This window comes from Streptomyces sp. NPDC047014, assembly GCF_040644195.1.
GTDB lineage: Bacteria > Actinomycetota > Actinomycetes > Streptomycetales > Streptomycetaceae > Streptomyces.
The window spans coordinates 1-25,241 of the sequence record NZ_JBEYVX010000087.1; the positions used below are offsets into that span (position 1 = coordinate 1).

Genomic DNA, 25,241 nt, shown 5'->3' on the forward strand with positions numbered 1-25,241 from the left:
GCCGGCGGCGAGCGCCTTGTCGCGCAGTACTCCATGGGCGGCGGCCTTCGCGCCCCGGCTGCGCGTCCTCACCGACGAGCTGGCCCAGCATCGGGTCCCTGCCCCGCCCCCGGGCCCCGACCGCCAACGCCCCCGGGGCGCTACCCCGGCACGGGCCGGTGCCGTCGGGCTCCTGGGCTCCGGGCCCCGGGCGGGCCCGCGCCCCCACCCGCCCCCCGCCACCGGCGGCCCGTACCCGCCAGCGGGGGTGCGTACGTGCTCCGATACGATGTTCGACCCGCCGCTACCGCCCCGAGGCGAACACACATCGGTTGAAAAATTGATATCCAACGAATCGCGGATGAACGCGCCCACCAGCCGCGGGGACGCCGCCGCCCGCTTCCGTCCGCGCGCCATGCTCCGGCCCCGCGTCCTCCTCTGGACCGCCGTCGCCGTCGTGGCCTTCGGCTTCCTCCTCGCCCTCGAGATCGCCGCCCGCCACTACGGCGTGCGCGGCCCCCTCACCAACCAGGTGCGCGAGGTGGTGTTCGCCCCGAAGTCGGGCCCGCTGCTGTACGCCGGCATGGCGCTGATGCTCGTCGTACTCACCTGGCGCCAGCGGTTCATCGCCCTCGCGGCAGCGATCGGCATCGACGCCGTCTTCTGGCTCGTACGGTGGGCGCTCGACGCCAAGATGATGGCCGGCAACGGCGCCCTCTGGGTGCTCCTCGCCCACGCCGTCATCGCCCTCACCCGCCGCACCGGCCGCGAACGCGTCCTCCTCCTCAAGGGCGTCGGCCTCGGCCTCCTCCTCGTCGCCGGCCGCAAGACCGGCGACACCTGGCTGCTGATCACCATGAAGACGCAGCCGCTCGTCCTCGACCAGTACGTGGCCGCCGCCGACCAGGCCCTCGGCAGCCCGTCCCTCCTCGTCGGCCGGCTTGTCGGCGCCACCGGCCCGGTCGGCGCGCACATCCTGGACTGGGTCTACGTACAGCTCGGCGTGGCCGCCGTAGCCGTCGCGCTCTACCAGCTCCGCACCGTGATGACCGAGCGCCGCTTCCCCGCGCACCACATCGTCCGCACCTTCCTCGTCATCGGCCTGCTCGGCCCGGCCGTCTACATGGTCTTCCCGGTGGTCGGGCCCGTCTACGCCTACGGTGCCGAGGGCGGCCAGTGGGCGCTAGCGCACCTCTGGCCGAACAGCGCGCCGACGATCACCGCCCCGCAGCCCTTCCTCTTCGACGAGGTCACCCCGCGCAACTGCATGCCCAGCCTGCACACCGCCTGGGCCACCGCGATCTTCATCCACTCCCGCCGGGGCCCGCTGGCGCTGCGGCTCGCAGGAACGTTCTGGCTGATCGCCACGCTCGGCGCGACCCTCGGCTTCGGCTACCACTACGGCGTGGACATCGTCGCGGGGGTCGTCTTCACCCTCACGATCGAGACGGCCCTGCGCTCGCTGGCCCGCGGCTGGGACCGGCAGGGCGCGCGGCTGACCGCCTACGGCTCCGCGGTCTTCCTCGCGCTGCTGCTCTCGTACCGCTTCCTGTCCGTGGAAATGTCCGAAAATCCGTTCGTCTTCGGGCCGCTGGTGATCCTGTCGATGATCTCGGTCCTGTACGGCTACCTGCGCACCACCAGGCAATGGGACCGCGAGCCCACCCCGGTCCAGCTCCCGGCCCCGCGCCGCGAACCGCAGCCCGAACTGGTCTGATCCCGTCACGCGCACGCTCCGGCCGGGCGTCCCGGGACGCCCCGAGGCCACCGGGCCCGTGGCGCGACGGGGGCGCCGGGGGGACAGTGGGGGTCGGCCACGGACTGGGGTGTGGGGGGCGGGGCGACATGCCGGAGTTGCTGTTACGGGGGGACGGCGGGGGGAGCGGCGGCCGGAGGGACGGCCGGAGCGGCGGCCCGAGCGGCGGCCGGGGTGGTGGTCGGCGGAACCGCCGGGGCGGCAGCGGAGGCAGCGGCCGTACGGAGTCCCGGCCCGGCTCCCTCGCGGCGCTGAGCCTCAGCCGCGGCCTTGGCGGCGGCGCCCTGGCCATGGCTGTGCCCCTGACGCTGGCCTTCCACTGGCCCGGCGGGACGTGGGCCACGGGCATGGCAGCCTCAGCCGCAGCCGCCATCACCGCACTGGCCGGGCTGTCCGCCGGGCGGTCGCGGCCGAAGAGGAGGGGCGCCGGGCGGTCGCGGGACGCACGCACGCGGCGGACGCACAGCACCGACCCCGACGGGCTATGGCGCACGCCGATGGGCCGCATCCCCGCACTCCGCCAGGTCGACCGTCCCGAGGCGGCCGGGGTTCACCCCGCTGGCGCCGCCGGTACGCCGGGCACGCAGCCCCCGTACATCCCCCGCGACGCGGAACCCCTGCTGCGCGACGCCCTCCGCCGCGGCGGATTCGTCCTGCTGGTGGGCGGCCCCACCACCGGCAAATCCCGCCTGGCCTACGAGACGGCCCGCGCCCTCCACCCCCACCACGCCTTCGTCCGCCCACTGACCCGCGCGGCTCTCCCGGCGGCGTTACGGATGGCAGCGCGCCGGCGCCGGTCGATCCTCTGGCTGGACGACCTGGAGGACTACCTGGGCGCGGGCGGCCTCACCCCCGCCCACCTGACCCCCCTGACGGCAGCCCCCCGAGGCCGGCGACTCGTACTGGCCACGATGCGCACCCAGGAGTACCACCGCTACACCGCCCCCGACCCCAGCCGCCTCACCGGCTCCACCACCCCCGCCTGGCGCCCCCAACGGGACCTCCTCAGCCAAGCAACGGTCATCCACCTCACCCCCCACTGGTCCCCAACGGAACTCACCCGAGCCGCCACCCAGACGACCGACCCGCACATCGCCGCAGCCCTACGCGCCGGGGCCCATGCGGACCGTGGCCGGGCGGCCGCCGACCGAACCGCCCCGCACAGCACGGGATCCCTGCGCCCCGGGGACCCCCTCGGGCAGCCGGAGACCCTGGCGACCGTGCCGAGTTCCGCCCGGACGGCCACCGACGGAAGCGATCCGAGCATCGCCGGGGAACAGCTCGGGGCGGCGGACGGCTCGGCCGCACCAGCCCCCGGGCGTGTCCCGCCCGCCGCCGAGACACACCTCGGCCCGGAGACGGACCGGGAGGCTGCAACGGAGGCCGAGCAGAGGACCGCCCATGGGAGCCTCCCGGACACCATCGGGCAACCGAAGAACCAGACGGCCGAGCCGCACTTCGGCCGGGTTGCTCCTGACGGCCGCCCCCCGCGCAACCCCGGCGAACGCCTCGGGCCGGCAGAGGGCTTTGCGCCCGCGCCGGATCTCGGGCAGACGCCCGCCGACGCGAACGATCCGCGCACCGCAGGGGAACCCCTCGGCCCGGCGAAGGCCCAAGCGGCCGTGCCGCCGTGCGGGCGAGCGGCTGCTGATCGGAGGGCCGGGCGCGTCGCGGGAAAACCCCTCGGCCCGGCGGAGGCCCTGACGGCTGCGCCAGAGCGCGGACGCGCGGCCGCTCACGAGACCGCCCGGGGCGTCGCCGGTAGTCCCTCCGAGCCATCGGATCCCGTGGGGGCCGAGCCGGAGCCTGGCCGGGCGGCCGCCTGCGCCGACGCCCCTGGCATTGCCGCAGCCTTCCAGGCCGAGGACCCGCTCGGGCCTGTGAAGTCCCCAACCGCCGCGGCGGAGCGCGGGCGTGAGGCCGCCCGCGAGAGGTCTCCGGGCGTCGTCGGTAGTCCCGCCGAGCCGGCGGAATCTGTGGGGGCCGAGCCGGGTCCCGGCCGGGCTGCCGCCTGCACAGACGCCCCTGGCATTGCCGCAGCCTTCCAGGCCGAAGACCGCCTCGGGCCTGTGAAGTCCCCAACCGCCGCGGCGGAGCGCGGGCGTGAGGCCGCCCGCGAGAGCTCTCCGGGCGTCGTCGGTAGTCCCGCCGAGCGGGCGGAATCTGTGGCGGCCGAGCCGGAGCTTGGCCGGGCTGCCGCCTGCGCCGACGCCCCTGGCATCGCCGCAGCCTTCCAGGTCGCAGATTCGCTCGGGTCTGCGAAGTCCCCAACCGCCGCGGTGGGGCGCGGGCGTGCGGCTGCAGGCGAGAGCTCTCCGGGCGTCGCCGGTGGTCCCGCCGAGCCAGCGGAGGGCGGGGCGTCCGTCCACGGGAGCCCTCCGCGCGTCGCCGGAGAACACCCCGGCCCGGCGGAGTTCCTGGCGGCCGCGCCGGACCCGGGCCAGGCCGCCGCCCGCGGGAGCGACCCGCGCACGGGCGCGGCCTTGCCAGCCGTGGACCCCCCAGCGCTCGGGAAGCCACTGGCGGACGCGGCCGAGTGCGGACGAAGGGTCGCCGACGGGCGAGAGCCTTGCGTCGCCGGGGGACGGTTCCGGTCGGCGACGGAGCTGCCTGCTGCGCCGGACGTCGGGCGGGCGGCCGCGCCCGGGAGCCCCGCGCGCGTCGCCGGCGAACGCCCAGGCCCGGCGCAAGCCATGGCGGCCGCGCCGGGCCTCAGCCCGGCCGCCGCCCGCGAAAGTGGCCCGCGCGTCGGGGTACACCTCGGGCTGGCCGAGGCGCTGGCTGCCGTGCCGGAGCTGCGGGCCGCGTGGGATGACGCCTGGGCCGCCGGGGCCCACCCACGTGGCGCGGCCGTGGTCCAAGCCGCTGTGGACTGCCGGCGGGCCGGGCTGCGTCGGCCCCTGAGCCAGAGCCTGCTGCGCGAACTGCACCGGCCGTACCTGCTGGCGCGCGGGCACGACCTCCAGACGGAACCTTTCTCCGAGGCGATCACCTGGGCCTGCGGCCCCGCCCACGCCCCCGGCAGCCTGCTGACAGGCGACCACATCCAGGGCTACCGGGCCTACGCCCCCCTGCTCACCACCCCGCACCCGGAACCGCACCCGCACCCCGTCCCGGAACACCTCTGGCGCACCCTGCTCGCCCGCGCGACCCCCGAGGACGCCTACGACATGGGCCTGCTCGCCCACCAGCAACGACACCCGCGCCGCGCCGCCGAAGCCCTGACCCGGGCCGGCCTGGGACGGGTACCCGGGGCGGACTACCTCCTCGCCCTCACCATCGGCGACGCCGGACGCCCGCACCGCGCCGCCGCCGACCTCGCCGGGATCGTCCGCCGCCGCCAGAACCGGCTCGGCCCCCACCACCCCGACACCCTGGCCGCCCGCCACCAACTGGCCCACTTCACCGCCGAGGCCGGCAACCCGCACGCCGCGGCCGCCCGCTTCGCGGCCCTGGCCGCCGACGCCGCAGCCGTGCTCGGCCCGGACCACCCCGACACCCTGGCCGCCCGCCACGCACTGGCCCACTGCACCGGCCAGGCGGGCGCCCCCGCCGAAGCCGCCCGGCAACTGGAACGACTGCTCGCCGACCTGCTACGGGTGCAGCGCCCGCAGGACCCCGCCGTACTGGCCACCCGCCGCGGCCTGCTCTGGTACCGAGGCGGCGACCCCTCCCGTACAACAATCCAACTGACCGAACTGCTCGCGGACACCCTGCACTACCTCGGCCCGGACAACCCCCACACCCTCGCCGTCCGCAGCACCCAGGCCACCTTCACATCCCGCACGGGCCGCACCACCGAGGCGGCGGCCGCCTGGCAAACCCTGGTGGCCGACCGCGCCCGAGTCCTGGGCCCCGACCACCCCCACACGATCCACACCCGCCTGGAATGGGCCCACGCCCTGGCCACCGCAAACCGCCCCACCGAAGCCCGCACCCTCCTGACCCACACCCTCACCGCCCCCCACCCCCTCCTGGAACCAGGCCACCGCCACCTCCGCCGAGCCCGCGACCTCCTCACCACCCTGCCGACCGACAACACCTGACGACTGTTGGAGTCGCCCTGCCGATCACGCCCTGGCCGCGGATGGTTACATCTCGCCGAAGGCAAGCTGGTGGTGGCGGCCGTGCCAGGGTGATGCCGCGACTTCACCGCCTCGGATCCGACTGGGGCGGCCTTGGATCGATCGGGCGCGTTCACTGGTCTTCCACGATGAAGCAGGCCCGTTCGTAGAGTTCGTCGAATGTGATGACCTCGACGTCCTGAACCGACCGTCTGTACTGCTCGAAGGAGGTGATCTTCTCGGGATTAGCCGCACCACGCTCGCTGAATTCGCCAAGGCTCCCGATGACCAGCACCTGACGGGGGCGGGCGGTTGAGACTTCGATGTCCGTCGGGGCACCGTCGTCCTCGTAGAGCCTGTGAAGTTGGCCGGTGACAAGTCGTAGGGCCTTGTGGGCAGTCTTCTGAACCTGCGCGACGGCGCCGACGACTTCCTTGGAGACGTGGTAGACGTCCGGTGGCCGGTACGGCGTACTGGCCAGCAAGGGGGTCACGTGTGTCTTGATCTCACAGAGCAGTAGGCTGCTGATGAAGCCCTTGGATCGCATGACGGCGTCACTGCGCTTACCCGCTCCGGTAAAGATGTTGGCGCCGGTCGTGATGCGCTCCAGTTTGCCGTAGCCGATAGGTTCGCAGGCGACGAGGTTGAGGCCGTACCCGAAGATCCATGGGTTCTCCTCGAAAAAGCTTTGCCAGACCGCCTCCGGCCCTGCAAGCCGTCCGCGTTCGTGCTCGAAGAAGTCGGAATCGGTCAGCAGGTCCTTAAACCGCTGGAGTTGCGACTTGCGGTTGCTGATTCGCCGGATGTCCTCGTCGGTGAGGACGCCACCGATGGCGATCCTGACGGCTTCAAGGAGCGTCCTGCGGTCCTGGTCAGCGAGCAGGCGGGTCAACTCTGCCTCGTCGCCGACCGTCAGCCGTCGGCCGCCTCCTGGGATGTTGTCCAAGCCGACGCAGTTCTGGACGAAGCAGATGACCTTCCAGAAGTTCTCGTGGACATCGCCGGTGTCCACGAGCGCCTTGATGATCTGGGTAGTCGCGGTGCCGGGCAGTGTCTGCATGGCCGCGGTCTTGGCGGCCTTGGCCTTGTCCTTCTTCCAGAGTTTGATCCTGGGGGAGAGAACACCGTCCTTGTTGATGAGGGTGACGTTGCAGAGCGTTGCCACCAGAGGCCGGTCGTCGAGGAGGAAGTCGCTGACCATCCGACCCGTGTGGGTGTCGTAGAAGTAGGAGAATCCGGTACCTCTTATCTCGAGGTCGGCAAAGTCCCGACGTTCGACGTCGAACTCTGTCGACGGGAAGCTGATCCGGAAGGCATGACCGACCGGGCCGTCGGGCTCTGTCGTGTTATCCCTCCAGTCCTGGAGAACGTCCGGGAGCGGCCCCACATCACCGTCGACCACGAGGGACTGAACGTCTTCGCGCCGCAGGCGCTTGAGGACGAGTTGCAGCCGCTGCCAGATCGCATCCAAGACCGGCTTGGTAAACGCCGGCAGAAGAGCGGCATCCACCACCAGGACAGCCTCATACGTATCCTCTGTCCAACTGTCACCAGGCGTAGGTTCGTAGAAGCCGCCGTCGCGGCGCAGCGACAGGACTGCCAAGCGGAGCAGGTCTCGGGCGGTCTCCTCTCCGTCGCGGTCGAGGAGGCTGTACGTCTGCCCGAGAACGAGGTCGAGTTTGCCGGTGTCGCCGTCACCTAGAGGGAGTGGGATCAGCCCACCGGTGGCCGGTATGGAGACCGGTGTGTAAACCGGCCGCCCCGACAGGAAATCGAAGGCTCGGAGGGCCCAGCCGTCGGGGCCAAGGAGGTCGTTCAGCCTCTCTGCCCGCTGGCACGAGTGGTCCACGTCGGGCTGTGCTTCCGGATGGATGAGACGTGCCAGAAAGGCCAGAAGCAGCTCGTCGGGACCGTCGAGGAGTTGGAAGCGAGGATCTCCGAAGACCCAGTCGTCGAGCCAGTCCGACAGGTTGTTGACTCGATGTTGGACAATGTCGTCGCGCGCCGTTGCAAACCTGGAGTCCGTCGATTCCAAGGCATCCAGGTCGTACAGGCTGTCCAGGAAGTTGATCTCGCTGAGCTGTCCCCACCAGGGGCCGCCCTCACCGCGCAGGTAGTCGAAGATGCCGCGTCGTGTCACCGGAGTGATCCTCGGCGTACTGCACGATGCCGCGGAGTGTTCGGGCTGAGTCATACATCCAGAATGAACGTTCCTCGGGCCATCACGGGGGCTGTTGGATGCACTTGAGGCTCACGACCACAGCGAGTGACCTCTCTCGCCATCCCTGCGGCAACCCCCATGCGTGTTTGGCGACAGATCCTGGGGCGGGCCTGCGGAGGCCCGCCCCGGAGCGGCCGTTCAGGCCGACGCGCGCTCCGGGCGTTCCGCCCCCGTCGGCGGTGTGAGGTGGCCTCGGTGGTGGAGGGTGAGGAGGGCTGTTGCGCAGAGGGTGCCGAGGGCCGTGAGGGCCAGCCAGGGGAGGGCCGGTAGGCCCGTGGAGTGGGCGGTGTCCAGGGCCGCGCCCGTCAGGAGGTTGCCGGCGGTGATGCCGATGCCGCATACCGTGTTGTAGAGGCCGTAGTGCGTCGCCACGAGGCGGTCACCGGAGAGTCGGACCACAAGGTCCATCTCGAAGGGGTAGGCGATCATCGTGCCCACCGCGAGCAGGAGCGCGGCCAGCGTCGGCGGGCCCGCGGCCAGGAGCCAGCGGGCCGGTCCGCCGGCCGGTACCGGGACGGCCGTCGCGAGGAGCAGCGGCAGGAAGGCGGCGGCCATCACCAGCAGCCCGCGGACCAGCGCCGCGGGCGGTTCCATGCGGGCCCGGCACCAGGCCGTGACGCGGGTCTGGAACAGGACCGTGCTCAGGCCCGACACGGCGAACAGCACCGCCGTCGCCGCCCCGCTGAACGCCCCGTCCCCGCCCAGGCGCCGGACCTCCAGCGGCAGCGCCAGGTACACCTGGAAGGTCAGGACGTACGAGCCGGTCATGGCGCAGGAGAAGAGGAGGAAGGGGCGGTTCTTGAGGATGCTCCGCCATTGGGTGAGGACCCCCTCCCGTGGTGCCGCTGGGTCCGCCTCGGTGGGGCGGCGCGCGGGGAGGCGGCGGAGTTGTACGAGGCTCAGTACGGCGAAGATCCCGGCCGCGCTGAGGCACGTGAGGCGGAAATCGACCCCGGTGAGCACCATGCCGACCAGCGGGCCGAGCAGGATGCCCGCCTGGTAGAAGACGTTGAACAGCGCGAACGCCTCCACGCGGCGCTCGCCCGCGTCGGCGGCCAGGTAGGCGCGCGTGGCGGGGTTGAACAGGGCGCCCGCGAGGCCCGTGGCGGCGGAGGCCGCCAGCAGGGCGGGTACGGAACCGACGAGCCCGAGGGCGGCGAAGCCCACGACGCGCAGCAGCATGCCCGCGACGATCATCGGCTTGTAGCCGAAGCGGTCGGCGAGGGTGCCGCCGATCAGGAACATGCCCTGCTGGCTGAAATTGCGTACACCGAGGACGAGGCCGACGAGCCAGCCGGCCAGGCCGAGGGAGCCGGAGAGGTGGGCGGCGAGGTACGGCATGAGCATGTAGAAGCCGAGGTTGATGGTGAACTGGTTGACCATCAGGAGCTGGACGCTCGGCTCGTGGGAGCGGAAGGCCGTGAGCGTGCCCTGGGTGCCCTTCACCGGGCGGAGCCCGTCGCCGGCTCGGCCTGACTCTGCTCCTGCGCCTGCTCCTGCTCCTGTGCCTGCGCCTGCGGCTGCTCCTGCGCCTCAGCCGGCCCCGCCCCCGACTCCGGAAGCCCCGCCCGCCCCGCCGAAGCCAGCGGGTCCACCACCGCCTCGCACCGCGTCCAGCGCGTGACCTCCTTCTCGTCCATCCGCCCCACCACCTCCGGTTCCTCCGCCGGCGGCCCCGCCAGCAGGCCGTGCGCCGCGCAGTAGTCGTCGTCGTAGACCGTCCCCAGGTACCGCTGCGGCCCGTCCGGGAACACCGCCGCGATACGGGTGTCCGCCGGCCGGGTGCGCGCCAGCCAGCCCGCGACCAGGGCGACGGCGCCGACGCTCCAGCCGCCGGTCGCGTAGTGCGAGGTGGCGAGCCGGCGGCAGGCCCACACCGCCTCGGAGGGCGCGACCCAGTGCACCTCGCGGAAGTTTCCGTAGGCGACGTTGCGCGGGTAGATGCTCGACCCGAGCCCCCGCATCAGGCGCGGCCGGGCGGGCTGCCCGAAGATCGTCGAGCCGATCGTGTCCACGCCGACCAGCTCCAGCCCCGGGTACAGCTGCCGCAGCACGCGCGACAGGCCGGCCGAGTGGCCGCCGGTGCCGACGCTGCACACGAGGACGTCGATATGGCGGAGTTCGGTGGCGAGTTCGAGGGCCAGCGGGGTGTAAGCGTCCGTGTTGTCCGGGTTGTTGTACTGGTCCGGGCACCACGAGCCGGGATCGCCTCCCATCAGCTCCCGCACCCGCTCGCGCCGGGCCTCCTGCCAGCCGCCGGCCGGATGGGGCTCGGCCACGACGTCCACGCGGGCGCCGTAGGCGGTCAGCAGCTTGGTCATGGACGGTTCGAGCCCGGGGTCGGTGACGAGCGTGACGGGGTGCCCGTAGACCATCCCGGCCAGGGCCAGACCCAGACCGAGGGTGCCGCTGGTGGACTCGATGATCCGGGCGCCGGGCCGCAGCGCGCCACGGGTGCGGGCGCGCTCGACCATGTGCAGGCCCGGACGGTCCTTGATGCCGCCGGGGTTGAAGCCCTCCAGCTTGGCCCAGAAGCCGCGTCCCTCGGGGGCGAAGGGCGCGGAGACGCGCAGCAGCGGGGTGTTCCCGACGAGCCCGGACAGGGCGGCGCCGGGGGCGGGCGGGGCGGTCTGCGCGGACCGCGCGGACGGGGTGGACGGGGTGGTCGGAGAAGACATTGGTTATCTCGGCTCTCGTTCGCAGATGGCTGTGTACGTGCGCATCTCGCCCGCGGCCGGCCGGTGTGTACGGGAGTACGGGAATCTCCCCGCGTACGGCGGCAACGCAGGCGGCGGCCCGAAGGAGCCGGGCCGCACGAAGGGCGGCTAGATCCGCCAGCAGCAGAGGCCGGTACGGGTCTCGCGCCCGCCCCGCACCCACGGCGCCGAGCCGGAACCGCGACGCGGAACGCGGCCGGCGAGGCCCGAGGCGAACAGTGCCAGGAGCACCGCGAGAAGAAAGGGAGGAAAAGCGGCGGAGCGCTGTACGGGGAATTCCTGCAACGCGCGCGGAAAGGAATGCAGGAGGCAGTGATCGCCGGGCCGGGGAATTCCGGAGGGGCCGTGGGCGGAATGAGCGGGATGAACGGGCACGGCGACCACGGACGACGTGGTGGCTGTGGCCGTGGCCGTAACCGTGGCCGGGGTCGCACGCGCGTCGTGGATCATGCAGCCGAGCACGGTCGCGGCGAAGGCGAGCAGCACGAGAAGAGCGAGCGGCGCCCGCGCGCGGCGCGGGACGGTCAACGGCTGGAAGGGCACGGCTCCTCCGGGGAGCTGCTTCGGATCGTGCGGCGGGTCGGGGGCGGTGGCGGTGCCTCGGCTGGAACGGAGTGTTCCGCCGATACGACGCCCTACGGGTGGCACTCCCGCGGAACACCCCGGGAAGGGTGAACGCCATGGGCCGTACGGGCCCGTATGCCGCGAGCGGGAGCGCACCGCGGACCCGTCAGATACGCAGCACCACCGCGGCGGAACCACCAGGCCCGACGGGAACCGACGCCGCGGGCCGTCCCGCAACGCCCCCGACCGCCGGCACCGCCACCACACACGGCCGCACCACCACGTGCGGCTGCCCACCGGGAGCGGTGCCCAAACCGCCCCGCCCAGGCAGGCACCGCGGAGCCGGAGCCGAGGAGTCATCCGCCCCAAACACCTCCGCCGAGACCCCGGCGGGCCACGCGGACACCTCCGCGCGGGACGGCTGCGCGTGTCCGGCGGGAGCGGTGCTCGGGCCAGCCCGGCCGGGCAGGCATCGCACGGGCGGAGGCGACGAGGCTCCGACGGCGAGTGTCTGCGGCGCGGCTGCGCCGGGCTGTGCCGAGGTGCCGGCTCGTGACGGCTGCGGCTGTCCAGCGGGAGCGGTGCTCGGGTCGGACCGGCCCGGCAGGCGCTGCGGCGCCGGAGCCGAGGAGGCGTCCGCGCCGAATGTCTCTGGCGGGGCTGCTTCGGCTGCGCTGGGCTGTGCCGAGGCCGCCGCGTGTGGCGGCTGCGGGTGGCCGGCGGGAGCGGTGTTCAGGTCGGGCCCGCCCGGTAGGCACCGCGGCGAAGGGAACGCGGAGCTGTCCGCGCCGATCGCTTGCGCCGGGGCCGCGTCGCCCGCAGCGCACGCTTCCAGCGGCTGCGCGTAGCTGGTGGGAGCGGTGTTCCGGCTGGGTAGGCCGGGCAGGCACTGCGGCCGCGGAAGCGAGGAGCTGTCCGCGCCGAACGCCTGCGGCGAAGCTGCGGCGAGCCGGGACAGCGCCCCCGGCCAGGGCCGCGCCGAGGACGACGTGGCGGGCCGCGTCAGCGCCCTTGCCATGGGCCATGGCAACGTCTCGGCGGCGGGGCGGACCACCGCCCCCGGCCAGAGCCGCGCCGAGGTCGCCACGGCGGGACGCGTCAGCGCCCCCGTCAGGGGCCAGGCCAACGCCTGTGCGGCGGGCCGGGACAGCGCCCCCGGCCAGGGCAGTGTCGACCCTCCCGCCGAGGGCCGCGTTGGGGTCGCCAGGGCGGGCCGCGTCGGCGCGCCCGCCGCAGGCTGCGCCGATGGCTCCGCCCGAGTGGGCGCCGGCGCCCCCGCCGTCGGGTGCGCTTCGTTCTCCGTCGTCGTGCCGTGGGTTTGGAGGTGGCTGAGTAGGAGGACGAGCAGTGTTGGCCACAGGAGGCACAGCAGGGGCGGCGGAGTTCGGTGGTGGGGGATCTGCGGCGCGTCGGAAGTCGGCCGGGCCCTGATCATGCCGGGATCCTAACGGCGCTTTTGTACGCCGCCGCAGCCCATCGTGGGAATTGGCTCAAAGCGGTTGAGATGCCGTGCTGTTCTGAACGGTGGCTACCTCAGGCCGTTTCTGGCGCATGTGTGACCGAATTGCTTTCGGCTTTGATATTCGATCACCCCGTTCCGTCCCCCGCGCCTAGCCTCGAAGGGTCGGGTGACCAGCGGCAACGGGAGCGGTGGAGGGGGCGGGCAGCGCCATGGCGGGTCGTCGGCAGGTTTCGTGGAAGGCGCTTCTTGTTGTCATGGTCGTCTCGTACGGCGTCTCGCAGGCGTTGCGGACCGGCCACGGGTGGTGGGTCGCAGGGGCCCTGGCCTTGTTGCTGCTTGTGGCAGGGGTGCGGGCCGCCAGTGGGTATGACCGGGCGCGGGGGGCCGCCGGGCTGGGTGAGGTGCGGCAGGAGGCGGCCGTGGTGGGGCCGTTGCTGGAGGCGCTCAATCGGGCCTATGACGTGGCCCGGGCGGGGGACCTTGCCGAGGCCATGCGTATGGCCGACATGGTCGCGGCCCATGAGGCCACCGCTCGATTGCCCCTGGTCGGGGCCCAGCTGGCCATGGTGCGCAGTGATCTGGCCCAGGCGCAGGGGGATTTCGAGGCCGCCGAGCGGGAGGCCGTCGCCTGTGTGCGCTTCCACCGCCGGGGCAGCAACCGGTCCATGCTGGCCGAGTCCCTGGAGAAGCTCGGCAAGATCCAGCTCCTGCTCGGCCGGGAGGAGGACGCCGAGGCCACCCTCACCGCCGCGCTGGAAGAGGGCGGGCCGCAGATGTACCGGCTCAGCAGGGTCCGGACCGAGCTGTACCTCGCCAACATCGCCCACGACCGGGGCGATCTCGCCCTGGCCGTGCAGCATGCCTCAAACGCACGGAAGTTCGCGGTCAAGTGGCGCTGCCACCCGCAGCACGTGGCCGCCTGCGACCTGCTCGCGCTCATGGCGATCGAGGACAAGCGCCCCGAGGACGCCCTGCGCTGGATACGCGAGTCCGACGGGGTCGTCCGCGACCGCGTCCACTCGCTGCCGCACCGCGTCCGCCACCTGATCGCCACCGCCCTGGTCGCCGAGGCACAGGGCCGGGACCGCGACGCCCTCGCCGCGTACGTGGAGATGATGCACGGGGTGGCGAGCCTGCGCGTCGGGTGGGGCTGGCGGGACGCGCAGTCGTACTACTCCGACCTCTACAGCGGCTCCGAACTGTCCGCCTTCACCACCGCTCACGCCCTCCACCTCCGCGGGGACGAAACCGCCCTGGACGCCCTCGCCCTGCTGCTCGACCTCGGGAACCGGACGGCCCTGCGCCGGATGCTCCGCGGCGGACTCGCGGTCGAGGCCCCCGCCGAGCTGGACGATCCCGGGATGGCCGACATCCTCGGCCTGCTGCACGCCATCGCGTACCGCGAAGGGACCCGGACCGGGGACCCTGCCATCCCGAGCTGGCTCCTGGCCGAGAACGCGCAGGCCGCCGGTGACGCGGGGCGGGCGGAGGCGGCGCAGGCGTACGAGCGGCTGGAAACGCTCGTCTCCTCCCGTTTCCGGCGGGCCATGGGCGCCACTTCCGAGGGCCGGGAAGGTCCCGAGGGGGAGGGCTCCGGCGCGGACGCTCGTGCGTACGCCGTGCGCCGCGGGGTCCACGTACTCCAGACGCGCCTGCTCGACAACGGCGAGGATGCCTTCGTCGCCGGTCTGTGGACGACCCCCGACGGCGCCCGGCACCCCTTCCTGCACCCCGTCGACGCCGACATGAACAGGCTCCTCGGCGAGGTGACGGGTACGGCCGCGGCGGCGACGGCGACGGCGGCGGCGACGACGGCGACGCCGGCGGCCCAGCGGACCGGCGCGGACGAGGCCCCGCCCACCACCGAGCCCACCACCGAGCCCGCCGCCGAGCCCGGCGGCGTACGTGCCCAGGCGCCCAACTGGCGTACCACCCCCCGTTTCCGGCACCTCATCGACCGCCGCAGCCAGGCGTGGTCCTCCCTCGCCACCCTGCTGCTGCCTCCCGGGCTCGCCGCGCTGCTGCGCGACACCGACCCGGAGGGCGACGTACCCGGGCTGCTCCTCGTACCGGACGCCAGCCTGTGGCGGGTGCCGTGGGCCGCGCTCCGCGTCGTGCCGACGGGACACGACGGGCATCTCCTCGACCGCGCGGTCCTGGCGATGCTCCCCAGCCTCTCCCTCCTGACCGGCCCCGGACCCGAGCCCGCCGCCCCTGCACCCACCCCCGCAGCCCCAGACGCCCGGGCCTTCTCCTACCTCGCCGGCGTCCACCCCGACGGCCTCGCCGTGGAGCGGGACGCCCTCGATGCCGCCTTCGGCGCCGGCGTCACCCACACCACCGGCCCCACCGGCCTGCTCACCGCCCTCGACCCGGCTACGACGCCCTACGCCCTCGGCGCCGCCTCCGTGCACGGCAACAGCAGCCCGGGACTGGCCCACGCACTCCTCCTCGCCCGCGATACCACCCTGTCCGCCGCCCGGATGCTGACCCTCCGCTTCCCCCGCACCCTCGTCGTCAGCGCCTGCTTCTCCGCCGAGCTCGACGGCCGCCGCGGCACCGATCCGCTCGGCATCCCCACCGTCGCCCTCTGCCGCGGGGCCGACACCGTCATCGGCGGGATCTTCCCGCTCCCCGACGGCGGCCGGACGGAGCACGCCACCGCGAAGGTCGTCGCGATTCTCTACGGACTGCTCGCTCAGGGAGTTCCGCCGTCCATCGCCCTGCGCCGCGCGCAGCGGCAGTGGCGCGAGGAAGCGGAGCACCCGCCGCCGTGGCTGTGGGCCGGACTCGTCAGCATCACCACCCACCTCGACCTCACCCCAGGGAGCGCCCCCGATGCCGCATGACCAGCGTGACCCGCACGACCCCCACAGCAAAACCGCCGACCCCGACCGTCCCGCCCGCGACTGGGACGACCTGGGCTGGGCGGACGACCCCGGGCTCGACGACCGCCAGTTCGCCATGGAGGACGCCGACCCGAACCCGCCCGAACTGCCCCCGGCCGTCACCGGCGCACCCCCGCAGCCCGCCGCCGAGACCCCTGCGCCGGACGGCGCGCAGGGCGGCCCGCATGCCGGGTAGCGTGGTCGGGGCGGTGCTGCTCCTCGTCGCGCTCGCCCCCGGATCCGTCTACCACCAGGCGTTCCGCCGCCACTCCCAGCGCGATACGCGGACCACCACCGCGGAGGTCGTGGAGCTGTTCGGCGTCGGCGCGCTCACCACCACCGCGGGCCTCCTCCTGACCCTGCTGCTGGCGGAGGCGGTCCCCTTCCTCGTCCCCCTGGACGCGGTCCTGCGCGCCCCGGCCGATTTCCCGGCGCGGCCCTGGTCCTGGGTGGCGGCCGGGCTGCTCGTCATGCTGCTCAGCCTCGCCCTCAGCCGGACCGCCGGCGTCCTCGCCGGGCGCCGCTCGCCCCGGCGCACCGGGGCCGGGCTGCGCGAAGGCAGCGCGGCGGTGCGGGCGTTCACCGAGCGCGACCCCGAGGACCCGGCCCGCAAGGCGTTCCTCGCGGTGGAGCTGTCCGACGGCCGCCTCGTCGAGGGATACCTCCGCTACGTCTCCTCCGACCCCGACCCGGACCGCAGGGACCTGGTCCTCCAGCGCCCCCTGGCCTGGACCGGCCCCGGCGCCACGCCCCGTACGCCCTCCCCGGCGCGCCTTGTCTACGTCCCCGGCTCCCTCGTCCGCGTGGTCCACATCAGCTACCCGGCCCCCACCCCCGCCTCCCCGCCGCCCCCGCCCGTACCAGCCCCGACGCCCGCCACGGAGCCTTAGGCCGTGTCCGGTGGGTCAGGTGACGGGCGCGTTCCCGGATCGTTCTGTCCCACATGGGGCGGGGCGATCTATCAGACCTGGAATGGGCTCGGCTGGAGCCGCACTTGCCGAAGAACACAGGACGGGGCGGACGGTGGAAGAGTCATCGCGTAATCATCGACGGGTATCTTCTTCCGGCAACGGACGAGCATCCCCTGGCGGGATTTGCCTGAGCGTTTTGGAAGCTGGAAGACCGTGCATGACAGGCACCGCCGCTGGTGGGCGGACGGCACGTGGGACGGGGTACTTCCAGCTCTTCCATGGCACGGTCACTGCCGCAACGATTCGGCTCTGGCTTCGTTGACGAGGCTCAGTCGAGAAGGCGCATCACACGCCCCGAGCCGGCAGCCCGTCCGCGGTGCCGAAAAGCAAAGGACTGCCCTTCCTCCAGGGCTACAGGCCGTTCGAGCGTGATCGTCACGTCGCCCCGGTGGAGCGGATTCAACACATCCAATCCCCCGGTAAGCGTCACGTCTCCCGCTACAGCGGCAGTGCCGCAGTGGAAGTGGAGTCGCTCACCAGTGAGCACTTCAGTACCACCGTGTTCTTCGGACAAGAGCGTGATGTCCGCGGCAAAACGGGTGTGTCCGCTGATCGAGCCAGGTGCCGCCAGCACCTGCCCCCGCTCCACCGCGCCGACTGCCGCCCCACGTATCAGCAGGCCCACGTTCATGCCTGCACTCGCCTCGTCGACATACCGCCGCGAAGCTTCGATCCCTTCGACGGCGACGAGTGCGGTCCCACCGAAACCGACGATCTCCACCGCATCACCCTTACGAACCCGCCCGCGCTCGATTAGGCCGGCCAGCATGACCACCCTGTCCTGGTCCTGCCAGAAGAGATCGCCGATATGCATCAGGAACGGCCTGCCTGGTGCTTCCATCTGGGCTCCCTTCCCAATGACCAGCCACCAACGGACTGCCGAGGCTAACAGCGACCACTGGCCACCCTGCGCCCGATCGGTGCCGCGTCCCATCGGACAGGCCCTGGCGCCGCCCCCGGTGTGATGGGCCGCGCGTGGACGGGACGTACGATGTGCCCGTGACCGCCGCCACCCGTCAGCCGACGCAGCCGAGCCCCGCCGGGCGCGGAGTCGCGCTGCTGGTGCTGGCGCTGCTGGCCGGGATCCTCGGCATGCACGCCCTGGGACCGGCACCCGCCGCCGCGGGCTCGCCCGCGCACCACGCCTCGGCAGCGGCCCATGCGGCGCCCGCCGCCTCCGCCGACGCGCCGACCGCGGACTGTCCCGACTCCGGGGACGGATCCGGGCACCTCTCCCACGCCGACGCGACCTGTGCCGCCGCCGGTGTTGTCTCCGCGTACGCGCCCCCCGCGCTCACCGAAGCGCTGTCCGGGCTGCCCGCCGCCGCCTCCGCGGTGGCCGCGGACGCGCCCGGGTCGGCCGTCCGCGGCCGGGCCCCGCCCGATCTGGCCGAGCTCCAACTCCTGCGGATCTAGAGCGGCCCGCGCCGCCGGCCCCGCCCTCCCGGCCCGCGCCGGGACCGGGTCGGCCGTGCGCCCCCGAGCCCTCTTCATCCGTACTTCCCGCCTGCCCGGAATCCGGGCCGCGGGTCAAGGAGCAGCACCACCATGAGCAGTCAGCGTTCCCGTACCCGTTCCCGTACCCTCGCGCGGCGTTCCGCCGCGGTTCTCGCCACGGGCGCCGCCGCCCTCGTACTGGCCGCCTGCGGCGGGAACGGCGGCAGTGACAGCGGTGCCCCGAGCGGGCACGGCAGCCACGGCACCACCTCCCCGTCAGCCTCCGCCTCCGCCCCCGCCTCGCCGGGTCAGCGCAACGCCGCCGACACCGCCTTCGCGCAGGGGATGATCCCCCACCACCGCCAGGCCGTGGAGATGGCCGACCTCGCCGCCACCCGTGCCGGATCGGCCGACGTACGCAAGCTCGCCGAGGAGATCCGCAAGGCCCAGGACCCCGAGATCCGCACGCTCTCGGGCTGGCTCACCTCCTGGGGTGAGCAGGTGCCCGCCGAGGGCGCCGGGGACCACTCCGCGCACGGCGCCGGCGGAATGATGAGCGGGCAGGAGATGGAGGCCCTGAAAGCCGCCTCGGGTCCGGCCTTCGACACCGCCTTCATGGAGCTGATGATCAAGCACCACGAGGGCGCGGTGGCGATGGCCACGACCGAGCGTGACCAGGGCTCCTTCCCCGCCGCCCGCGCGATGGCGGAGGCGATCATCACCTCCCAGTCGGCCGAGATCGCGCACATGAACAAGCTCCTCGGCAAGAGCTGACCCGATCACGGGTTCCGGGGGCCGGACCGCCGGCCCCCGGAACCCGGTCGGCAGCATCAACACCGGCACCGGCCGCAAGGGACAGGATCCTGGTGGTGGTCGGCGGCTACGGAGCGCTCGGCGCGGCGGTGGCCGCATCGAGCGACTGCCCGCCCTGGCGCACCTCCCGGAGTCCCAGGCCGCCCACGGGGTGACCCTGCACCGCCACGGGTGACCACGGCACAGCCGGCGCCCCGCCCGCGGCCGAAAAACGCTTGGACCGCCCCGGTGTCCATGCGGGACACTCCGACTCCTGTCCATCTGGTCCGACTACACGGAGTTTGGGATGGGATCACCACAATCACGCGAAGGTCCACCGAGCCGGGGCTCGGTGCTCCTCGCACTCCGCTACTACGGAAGGGAGTTGGCGCGCCTGCGCCGGCTCACCGTGCCCGCCCTGCTGCTCCCGGCGCTGGGCAACATCGGCATCTTCTACCTCGCGCCGCTGCTCGTCGCGAAGCTCGCCGGCCGGGTCGCCGAAGGCGGGAGCACCGGACTCGGGCCGATGCTCCCGTACGTCCTCGGGTTCGCCGGGGTCCTGCTGCTGGCGGAAGGGCTCTGGCGGGCCGGGCTGCACTGCCTGAACCGCCTCGACGCCCGGGGCATCGAGCAGCTGTACATCACCGGAATGGATGAACTGTTCGCCAAGGACGCGGCGTTCTTCCACGACAACTTCGCCGGCTCCCTCACCAAGCGGGTGCTGAGCTTCGCCTCCCGCTTCGAGGAGTTCGTCGACACGCTGACCTTCTCGGTCATGGGCAGCCTCGTACCGCTGCTGTTCGCCTCGGTCGTGCTCTGGCAGTACGAACCGCTGCTCGTGGCCGGCCTGCTGCTGATGATCATCCTCACCGGGCTGTGCGTCGCCCCCCTGATCCGGCGCCGCCAGGCACTCGTCGCGCGGCGCGAGGAGGCCATCGCCCGGGTGTCGGGGCATGTCGCGGACAGCCTGATGAACATGGACACCGTCCGGGCGTTCGCCGCCGAGGAGCGGGAGGCGGCCGAGCACCGCTCCCGCGTCGCGGAGTCCCGCCGGCTCACGCTGCGCTCCTGGGACTACGGCAACCTGCGCATCGACACCCTGGTCGCGCCCGCCTCCGTACTGACCAATGTCCTGGGGCTGGTCCTGGCCCTGGGGCTCGGGGCGGGGGAGCACGGCGTGGAGGCGGTCGTCGTCACCTTCACCTACTACGCCAACGCGACCCGGATCATGTTCGAGTTCAACCAGATCTACCGCCGCCTGGAGAGCTCGATGACGGAGGCGGCGCAGTTCACCGAACTGCTGCTGGAACCGCCGACCGTGCTCGACCCGGTGGTGCCCGAGCCGTTGCGGGGGCGGTCCGCCGATGTGCGCTTCGAGGGGGTGACCTTCGCCCACGGCGGCGCCGAGCCGCTGTTCGAGGGGCTGGAGCTGGACGTGCCGAGCGGGTCGAAGATCGGGCTCGTCGGCCGGTCGGGCGGCGGCAAGACCACCCTCACCCGGCTGCTGCTGCGGATGACCGATGTGAACGAGGGCCGGATCCTGATCGGCGGTCAGGACATCAGCCGCATGCGCCAGTCCGACCTGCGCGGTCTGCTCGCCTACGTGCCGCAGGACCCGGCGATGTTCCACCGGACCCTGCGGGAGAACATCGCCTTCGCCCGGCCCGACGCCACCGAGGCCGAGATCCGCCGGGCGGCCGAGGCGGCGCACGTCACCGAGTTCGCGGACGCCCTCCCGGAGGGCTTCGACACCATGGTGGGCGAGCGCGGGATCAAGCTCTCCGGGGGTCAGCGCCAGCGGGTGGCGCTCGCCCGCGCGATCCTGCGCGACGCGCCGATCCTGCTGCTGGACGAGGCGACCAGCGCCCTGGACTCCGAGAGCGAGATCCTGGTGCAGGAAGCACTGTGGCGGCTGATGGAGGGGCGGACGGCGCTGGTGGTGGCGCACCGGCTCAGCACGGTCGCGAGCATGGACCGGCTGGTCGTCCTCGACCGCGGCCGGATCGTGGAACAGGGCTCGCACCAGGACCTCCTCACCGCCGAAGGGGCGTACGCGAAGCTCTGGAAGCACCAGTCGGGCGGCTTCCTGGACGACACGGACGACACCCCGGCGGGAGCGGAGGTGTACTGAGGGCGCGCCCTGTCGGACCTATTTTGATCCGATATGAGGATCGATGAATCCGATGTGAGGACCGATGACGAGGGCCAGGGGCGGCGGCCGGGGCGGCGACGGCTCGCGAGGATCGTGCTGACGGGGGCCGCCGCCGTGGGCGCCGGGCTGGTGGCCGGCGTCCCGCGGCTGCCGCCCGCCGCCCCGCCCGGGGGAGGGGCCGGATCCCGGCCCACCACACCGGAGTCCGCCCTCGGGGAGCTCGTCGCGGGCAACGGCCGCTGGCGGACCTACCACGAGCTGCACCCCGACCAGACCCGGACCGTGCGGCGGACCCTGGTCGCGGGACAGCATCCCTTCGCCGTCGTCCTCGGCTGCGTGGACTCCCGGGTGCCGCCGGAACTGGTCTTCGACCAGGGCCTCGGGGATCTGCTGACGGTCCGTTCGGCGGGCGAGGTGCTGGACGAGGCGGTGCTCGGCAGCATCGCGTACGGGGTGCTGGAGCTGCGGATCCCGCTGGTCGTCGTCCTCGGCCACCAGTCCTGCGGGGCCGTGGCCGCGGCGGTCCGGGCGGCGGAGGGCGGGCCGCGGCTGCCCGCGCACATGCAGTACCTCGTGGACCAGATCCGGCCCGCGATCGACCGTACGCTGCGGGGCGCGGCCCGGGTCGACGCCGCCATCACCGCCAACGTGCGGCTCGTCGGGGCCCGGCTGCGCGCCGAGCCCGAGCTGGCCGCCAAGGTCGCGGCGGGGAGCCTGGCCGTGGTGGGGGCGCGGTACGAACTCACCAGCCAGCGGGTACGGCTGCTGCGCTGACCGCAGCGGCCCGGTGCGGGGCGCCCTCCCGCGCGGAGTCTCACGTACGGCATCTGGCCAGTCACCCGGGGTCAGCTCTATCGTGGGGGCATGACGGCACACAGCCCGGGGGTGCCCGGCGAGGTGATGCGGGGCGGGTCGGGGACGACGGAACTGGTGCTGCGGGCGGGCGGCGGCTCCTGGCTGACCCTGCCGCGCTCACTGGGGGACACCGCGCTGGCCGCGCTCGTCGCGGGCGTGCTCGGTCTCGTTCTCCTCGTGCCGGTGGCGGTGGTCCTGCTCTTCACCGGCGCCGGCTGGCCGGTGGTGGGGGTGGTCGCGCTCTGGATGGTGTCGGTGGCCGCCGCGGCGGGCTTCGTGGGCGCACTGGCCGGGGCCTGCTTCCAGGTGTACCGGATCGGCTTCGCCGCCCCCGGTGATCCTTCCGGGGTACGCCTGGTGCGCGGCCTCGGCGCCGGCCCGTGGCGGCCCGCTCGGGAGGAGCCGTACCGGCTGCGCCTGGAGCAGGAGATCGTGGAGCCGTACGCGGGGGATCCCCGTCCGGCCACCCGCGTTCTCACACTGCGTCTGATCCGGGAGGACGCGGACGTCTGCCGGGCCGTGCTCCCGCCGGACACCGACGCCGGGCAGCTCCTGGCGTCCCTGGAACAGGCCGTGGACCCGGCCGTCCTGCTCGAATCCCACATCAGGCGCACCACCCGCCCCGAACCCCGCATCCGCCCCCGCGGCCGCACCGGCTCGGGCTTCGGCATCAGCGGCGCGGGCGGCTCCAGCTGCGGCGGCAGCAGCGGATGCGGCGGCGGTGGGGGCGGAGGCTAGGCCGCCTCCGGCCTTGTCCTGCGGATCAGGGCGAGGGGGGTAGCGGGCAGCCGGCCGGGCTACGGGCCGGGGTGGGGGCCGCCTTCCAGCAGGGTCAGCAGGGTGCTGCGGAGCACGGCTTCGGTTTCCGGGCCCGGGCGGCCCGTGATGCCCGAGCGGAACAGGGACGATCCCTCCATCAGCATGACGAAGACCTCCGCGCGGGCCTGTGCGGTCGCCGGGTCGGGGTGGGCGGAGTAGTCGCGGACGAAGGCGGTCACGTGCTCCGCGTAGGCGGCGTAGAAGGCACGGACCGCTGCGGCCGATTCCTCGTCGTGCGCGGCCATCGACCAGATCTCGGTGAACAGCCGTACCAGGGGCAGGTCTTCGTGCTCGCCGAGGACGGTGTCCAGGACGGCCCCGGGGTCCCCGGATGCGGAAAGTGCGGCCACGCGCGACAGGGAGGCGGCCAGGATCCGGTCCAGGAGGGCCGCCAGGAGGGCGGAGCGGGAGGGGAAGTAGTACTGGAGGTGGCCCAGCCGGACGCCCGCCGCGTCGGCCACCGCCCGCATGGTCAGTTCGGCACCGCCGGAGGAGCCGAGGATGGCTTCCGCCGCGTCCAGGAGTGCCGTACGCCGCTGATGGCCCTTCGGGGTCGGTGAGTCGGGCGGTGTGGGGCGTTCGGCGCTCATGCCGCTGCCCCGCCGATCCGCGCCGCCGGGCCGGATTCCACGCCGACCCCGTGCGCGGCCAGCAGAGGGGCCGCCCGGAGCGGGTCCGGGTGCTGCTCGGGGAAGACCAGGCCCTCGGGGGCCGGGGCCCCGTCCTCGCCCAGGACACGGCGCAGGCCCAGAACCGCCCCCACCGCCGTCAGATGGCTCTGCCCGCGCGGGTCGGTGAGGGTCGCGGTGCGCCCGCGCCCGGCGTGCGTGACGTCCACGCGGACCTGCGCCGTGCCGCCCTCGCCGGGGGAGTGGAGCAGTGCGCGGCGTGCGGGCGCCCAGCGTTCGCCGCCGCCCCAGCGGAAGAAGCCGGCGCCGCGCAGGGCGAGGAGCGCGCGGGTGGCGGCCGCGGAGCTGAAGCCGATGCGGGTGGTGGCGGTGGCGCTGCCGAGGGTCAGGGGCAGGGTGAACTGCTCGGGGGTGTCGATGCGCGCGACCCGGACGGGGGCGCCGCCGATCATCACCGTACGGGCGTCCGTGAGCGGGTCGGCCAGTCGGCGGCGGCCCTCGTCCACCACCTCGAACGGCACCCCGAGCCGGTCCATGAACTCCACGGAGTCGGCGCCGGACCGGTCGGCCATGTCCCACCGCACGGCGATCTCGACCCGCTCGGCGCCGCCCAGTCCGGCGGCGAGCGAGGCGGCGACGAGGCTGGTCACACCGCCCATCCAGGCGGAGGACAGCAGTACGGGCGCGGTGGGCCGCAGCAGCGTGGCCACGGTGACGGCCCGTTGCAGGCGGGCCGTCCAGCGGGTGATGTCCACGTACGGGACCCCGCCCAGGACGGCGGCGCGCAGGACCCGGTCGTCGGGGTCGTTGACCGAGTTGACCACGGCGCTGACGGCCGCCCGGAAGGGGGCGGGGGAGCCGAGGTCCCAGGCGCGCACCTCGGCTCCGGTCTCCTCGGCGAGCGCCCGGCCGCGCTCGGGGGAACGGCCGGTCAGGAGGGTGGGGGTGGTCGGCGCGAGCATCCGGGCGATCTCGGCGCCGACCGTTCCGTATCCGCCGGTGATCAGGACCGGGGCGGAAGGGTCGTGCCGCAGGGCGTCATCAGTCATGATCCGGATTCTAGGTCACTCGACCTAAAAACGGGAACGCGGCCGCCCGGCACCTCATGCGCGCAGGGCCGCGATGACCTCGTCCGTGCTGCTGACCTTGCCGATGCGCGGGAAGATCTTGCCGAAGGTGTGGGCGTGGGAGTCCGGGTCGGTGTCGGCGCTGGCGTCTTCCGGGAAGACCAGGTCGTAGCTGTGCTCCCAGGCCGTGCGGGCGGTGGATTCGACGCCGACGCTGGTGGAGATGCCGGCCAGCACGATCCGGTGGATGCCGCGCCGGCGCAGCTGGAGGTCCAGTTCGGTGCCGGTGAAGGCGCCCCAGTGCCGCTTCGTGACGATCACGTCCCCGAGGGCGGCCAGTTCGGCGGGGATCTCCGAGAACGCGGCGGGCGGAGCCGCGGCGGGCCCCGGCCGGTCCACATTCGCCGTGGGCAGGTCGCCGCCGTCGGGGGACCAGGCCACCCGGACCAGCACCACGGGCAGCCGCCGGGCGCGGAACGCCTCGGCCAGCGCGATCCCCCGCTCCAGGATCTCGGCGGACGGCCGGGTGGTGGGCAGGGCGAGGATGCCGGTCTGGAGGTCGATGAGGACCAGGGCGGTGTCGTCGTCGAGGGTGAGGTCGGTGGGGGTCATTGCCGTCTCCTTCGGAGCTCTGGGGTGGGAACGTGGGTGCGCATGACGGCGCCGCGGTCATCCCGCCGGGTCGGCGGTGCGGCCAGGTGCACGTCCTCGCCGAGGCCCGTCGCCCACGGGCACGTCACCCGGCCGCGGCGGCCCAACCCCCGCAGGTGGGAGCGCAGTTCGCGGACAACCGGTTCCGGCGTGACTGGCATGCCGCCCACCCCGGCGGCGCCCGCGCCGAGGCCCTGGACGGCGGGCGCGCCGTCGC

18 protein-coding genes and 1 pseudogene are annotated in these 25,241 nt (G+C 73.5%); 11 read left to right on the forward strand and 8 right to left on the reverse strand.

Annotated features, from left to right (window positions below):
* Positions 1 to 340: 340 nt before the first annotated feature.
* On the forward strand, positions 341 to 1,696 hold the full coding sequence (locus tag ABZ873_RS28865; protein WP_360877912.1) for a phosphatase PAP2 family protein: 1,356 nt from the start codon (positions 341 to 343) through the stop codon (positions 1,694 to 1,696).
* Between the two features lie 2,732 nt (positions 1,697 to 4,428).
* On the forward strand, positions 4,429 to 5,781 hold the full coding sequence (locus ABZ873_RS28870; RefSeq protein WP_360877915.1) for a tetratricopeptide repeat protein: 1,353 nt from the start codon (positions 4,429 to 4,431) through the stop codon (positions 5,779 to 5,781).
* A gap of 151 nt (positions 5,782 to 5,932) precedes the next feature.
* Here ABZ873_RS28870 and ABZ873_RS28875 read toward each other — a convergent pair whose 3' ends face one another.
* The 4 genes from ABZ873_RS28875 to ABZ873_RS28890 all read right to left on the reverse strand — a co-directional run bounded on the left by ABZ873_RS28875 (position 5,933) and on the right by ABZ873_RS28890 (position 11,280).
* On the reverse strand, positions 5,933 to 7,939 hold the full coding sequence (locus tag ABZ873_RS28875; RefSeq protein WP_360877918.1) for a Shedu anti-phage system protein SduA domain-containing protein: 2,007 nt from the start codon (positions 7,937 to 7,939) through the stop codon (positions 5,933 to 5,935).
* 219 nt (positions 7,940 to 8,158) lie between these two features.
* Positions 8,159 to 9,403, reverse strand: coding sequence for an MFS transporter (locus ABZ873_RS28880; protein ID WP_360877958.1), 1,245 nt, complete (start codon positions 9,401 to 9,403; stop codon positions 8,159 to 8,161).
* A 59-nt stretch (positions 9,404 to 9,462) separates the two neighbouring features.
* Positions 9,463 to 10,698 carry a PLP-dependent cysteine synthase family protein gene (locus tag ABZ873_RS28885; RefSeq protein ID WP_360877921.1) on the reverse strand — a complete coding sequence of 412 codons (1,236 nt, stop codon included), beginning with the start codon at positions 10,696 to 10,698 and terminating at the stop codon, positions 9,463 to 9,465.
* Positions 10,699 to 10,845: 147 nt separating this feature from the next.
* A complete protein-coding gene (locus ABZ873_RS28890; protein ID WP_360877924.1) occupies positions 10,846 to 11,280 on the reverse strand; it encodes a hypothetical protein in 435 nt (144 codons plus the stop codon).
* A gap of 1,902 nt (positions 11,281 to 13,182) precedes the next feature.
* Between ABZ873_RS28890 and ABZ873_RS28895 the strand changes: the two genes are divergently transcribed.
* The 4 genes and pseudogenes from ABZ873_RS28895 to ABZ873_RS28910 form a co-directional block, all read left to right on the forward strand.
* The gene (locus tag ABZ873_RS28895) at positions 13,183 to 15,612 is read left to right on the forward strand and encodes a CHAT domain-containing protein (protein WP_360877927.1); all 2,430 of its coding nucleotides are present in this window, start codon (positions 13,183 to 13,185) and stop codon (positions 15,610 to 15,612) included.
* Entirely contained in the window at positions 15,602 to 15,847 is a 246-nt protein-coding gene (locus ABZ873_RS28900; RefSeq protein WP_360877930.1) for a hypothetical protein, read from the forward strand. The genes ABZ873_RS28895 and ABZ873_RS28900 overlap by 11 nt, the downstream gene beginning before the upstream one ends.
* On the forward strand, positions 15,837 to 16,541 hold the full coding sequence (locus ABZ873_RS28905; protein WP_360877932.1) for a DUF6338 family protein: 705 nt from the start codon (positions 15,837 to 15,839) through the stop codon (positions 16,539 to 16,541). Before ABZ873_RS28900 ends, ABZ873_RS28905 begins: the two co-directional genes overlap by 11 nt.
* A gap of 53 nt (positions 16,542 to 16,594) precedes the next feature.
* A pseudogene (locus ABZ873_RS28910) lies at positions 16,595 to 16,838 on the forward strand (transposase); the annotation flags it as partial.
* Between the two features lie 52 nt (positions 16,839 to 16,890).
* Here ABZ873_RS28910 and ABZ873_RS28915 read toward each other — a convergent pair.
* The gene (locus ABZ873_RS28915; RefSeq protein ID WP_360877935.1) at positions 16,891 to 17,463 is read right to left on the reverse strand and encodes an EF-Tu/IF-2/RF-3 family GTPase; all 573 of its coding nucleotides are present in this window, start codon (positions 17,461 to 17,463) and stop codon (positions 16,891 to 16,893) included.
* Positions 17,464 to 17,621: 158 nt separating this feature from the next.
* Here ABZ873_RS28915 and ABZ873_RS28920 point away from each other — a divergent pair, with 158 nt between their 5' ends.
* From ABZ873_RS28920 to ABZ873_RS28940, 5 genes are all read left to right on the forward strand, one after another.
* Positions 17,622 to 18,038, forward strand: coding sequence for a DUF6153 family protein (locus ABZ873_RS28920; RefSeq protein WP_360877938.1), 417 nt, complete (start codon positions 17,622 to 17,624; stop codon positions 18,036 to 18,038).
* A gap of 132 nt (positions 18,039 to 18,170) precedes the next feature.
* Entirely contained in the window at positions 18,171 to 18,833 is a 663-nt protein-coding gene (locus tag ABZ873_RS28925; protein WP_360877940.1) for a DUF305 domain-containing protein, read from the forward strand.
* Between the two features lie 325 nt (positions 18,834 to 19,158).
* The gene (locus ABZ873_RS28930) at positions 19,159 to 20,982 is read left to right on the forward strand and encodes an ABC transporter ATP-binding protein (RefSeq protein WP_360877943.1); all 1,824 of its coding nucleotides are present in this window, start codon (positions 19,159 to 19,161) and stop codon (positions 20,980 to 20,982) included.
* A 54-nt stretch (positions 20,983 to 21,036) separates the two neighbouring features.
* A complete protein-coding gene (locus tag ABZ873_RS28935; RefSeq protein WP_360877945.1) occupies positions 21,037 to 21,777 on the forward strand; it encodes a carbonic anhydrase in 741 nt (246 codons plus the stop codon).
* Between the two features lie 90 nt (positions 21,778 to 21,867).
* On the forward strand, positions 21,868 to 22,596 hold the full coding sequence (locus ABZ873_RS28940) for a hypothetical protein (RefSeq protein WP_360877947.1): 729 nt from the start codon (positions 21,868 to 21,870) through the stop codon (positions 22,594 to 22,596).
* Positions 22,597 to 22,655: 59 nt separating this feature from the next.
* Here the strand turns inward: ABZ873_RS28940 and ABZ873_RS28945 are convergent, their stop codons facing one another.
* The 3 genes from ABZ873_RS28945 to ABZ873_RS28955 are packed head-to-tail and all read right to left on the reverse strand — an operon-like array spanning position 22,656 to position 24,985.
* Positions 22,656 to 23,267 (reverse strand): TetR/AcrR family transcriptional regulator, encoded by a 612-nt coding sequence (locus ABZ873_RS28945; protein WP_360877949.1) that lies wholly within the window; start codon positions 23,265 to 23,267, stop codon positions 22,656 to 22,658.
* Entirely contained in the window at positions 23,264 to 24,355 is a 1,092-nt protein-coding gene (locus tag ABZ873_RS28950; RefSeq protein ID WP_360877952.1) for a saccharopine dehydrogenase, read from the reverse strand. Before ABZ873_RS28950 ends, ABZ873_RS28945 begins: the two co-directional genes overlap by 4 nt.
* 54 nt (positions 24,356 to 24,409) lie before the next feature.
* Positions 24,410 to 24,985, reverse strand: coding sequence for a hydrolase (locus ABZ873_RS28955; protein WP_360877955.1), 576 nt, complete (start codon positions 24,983 to 24,985; stop codon positions 24,410 to 24,412).
* Between the last annotated feature and the right edge of the window lie 256 nt (positions 24,986 to 25,241).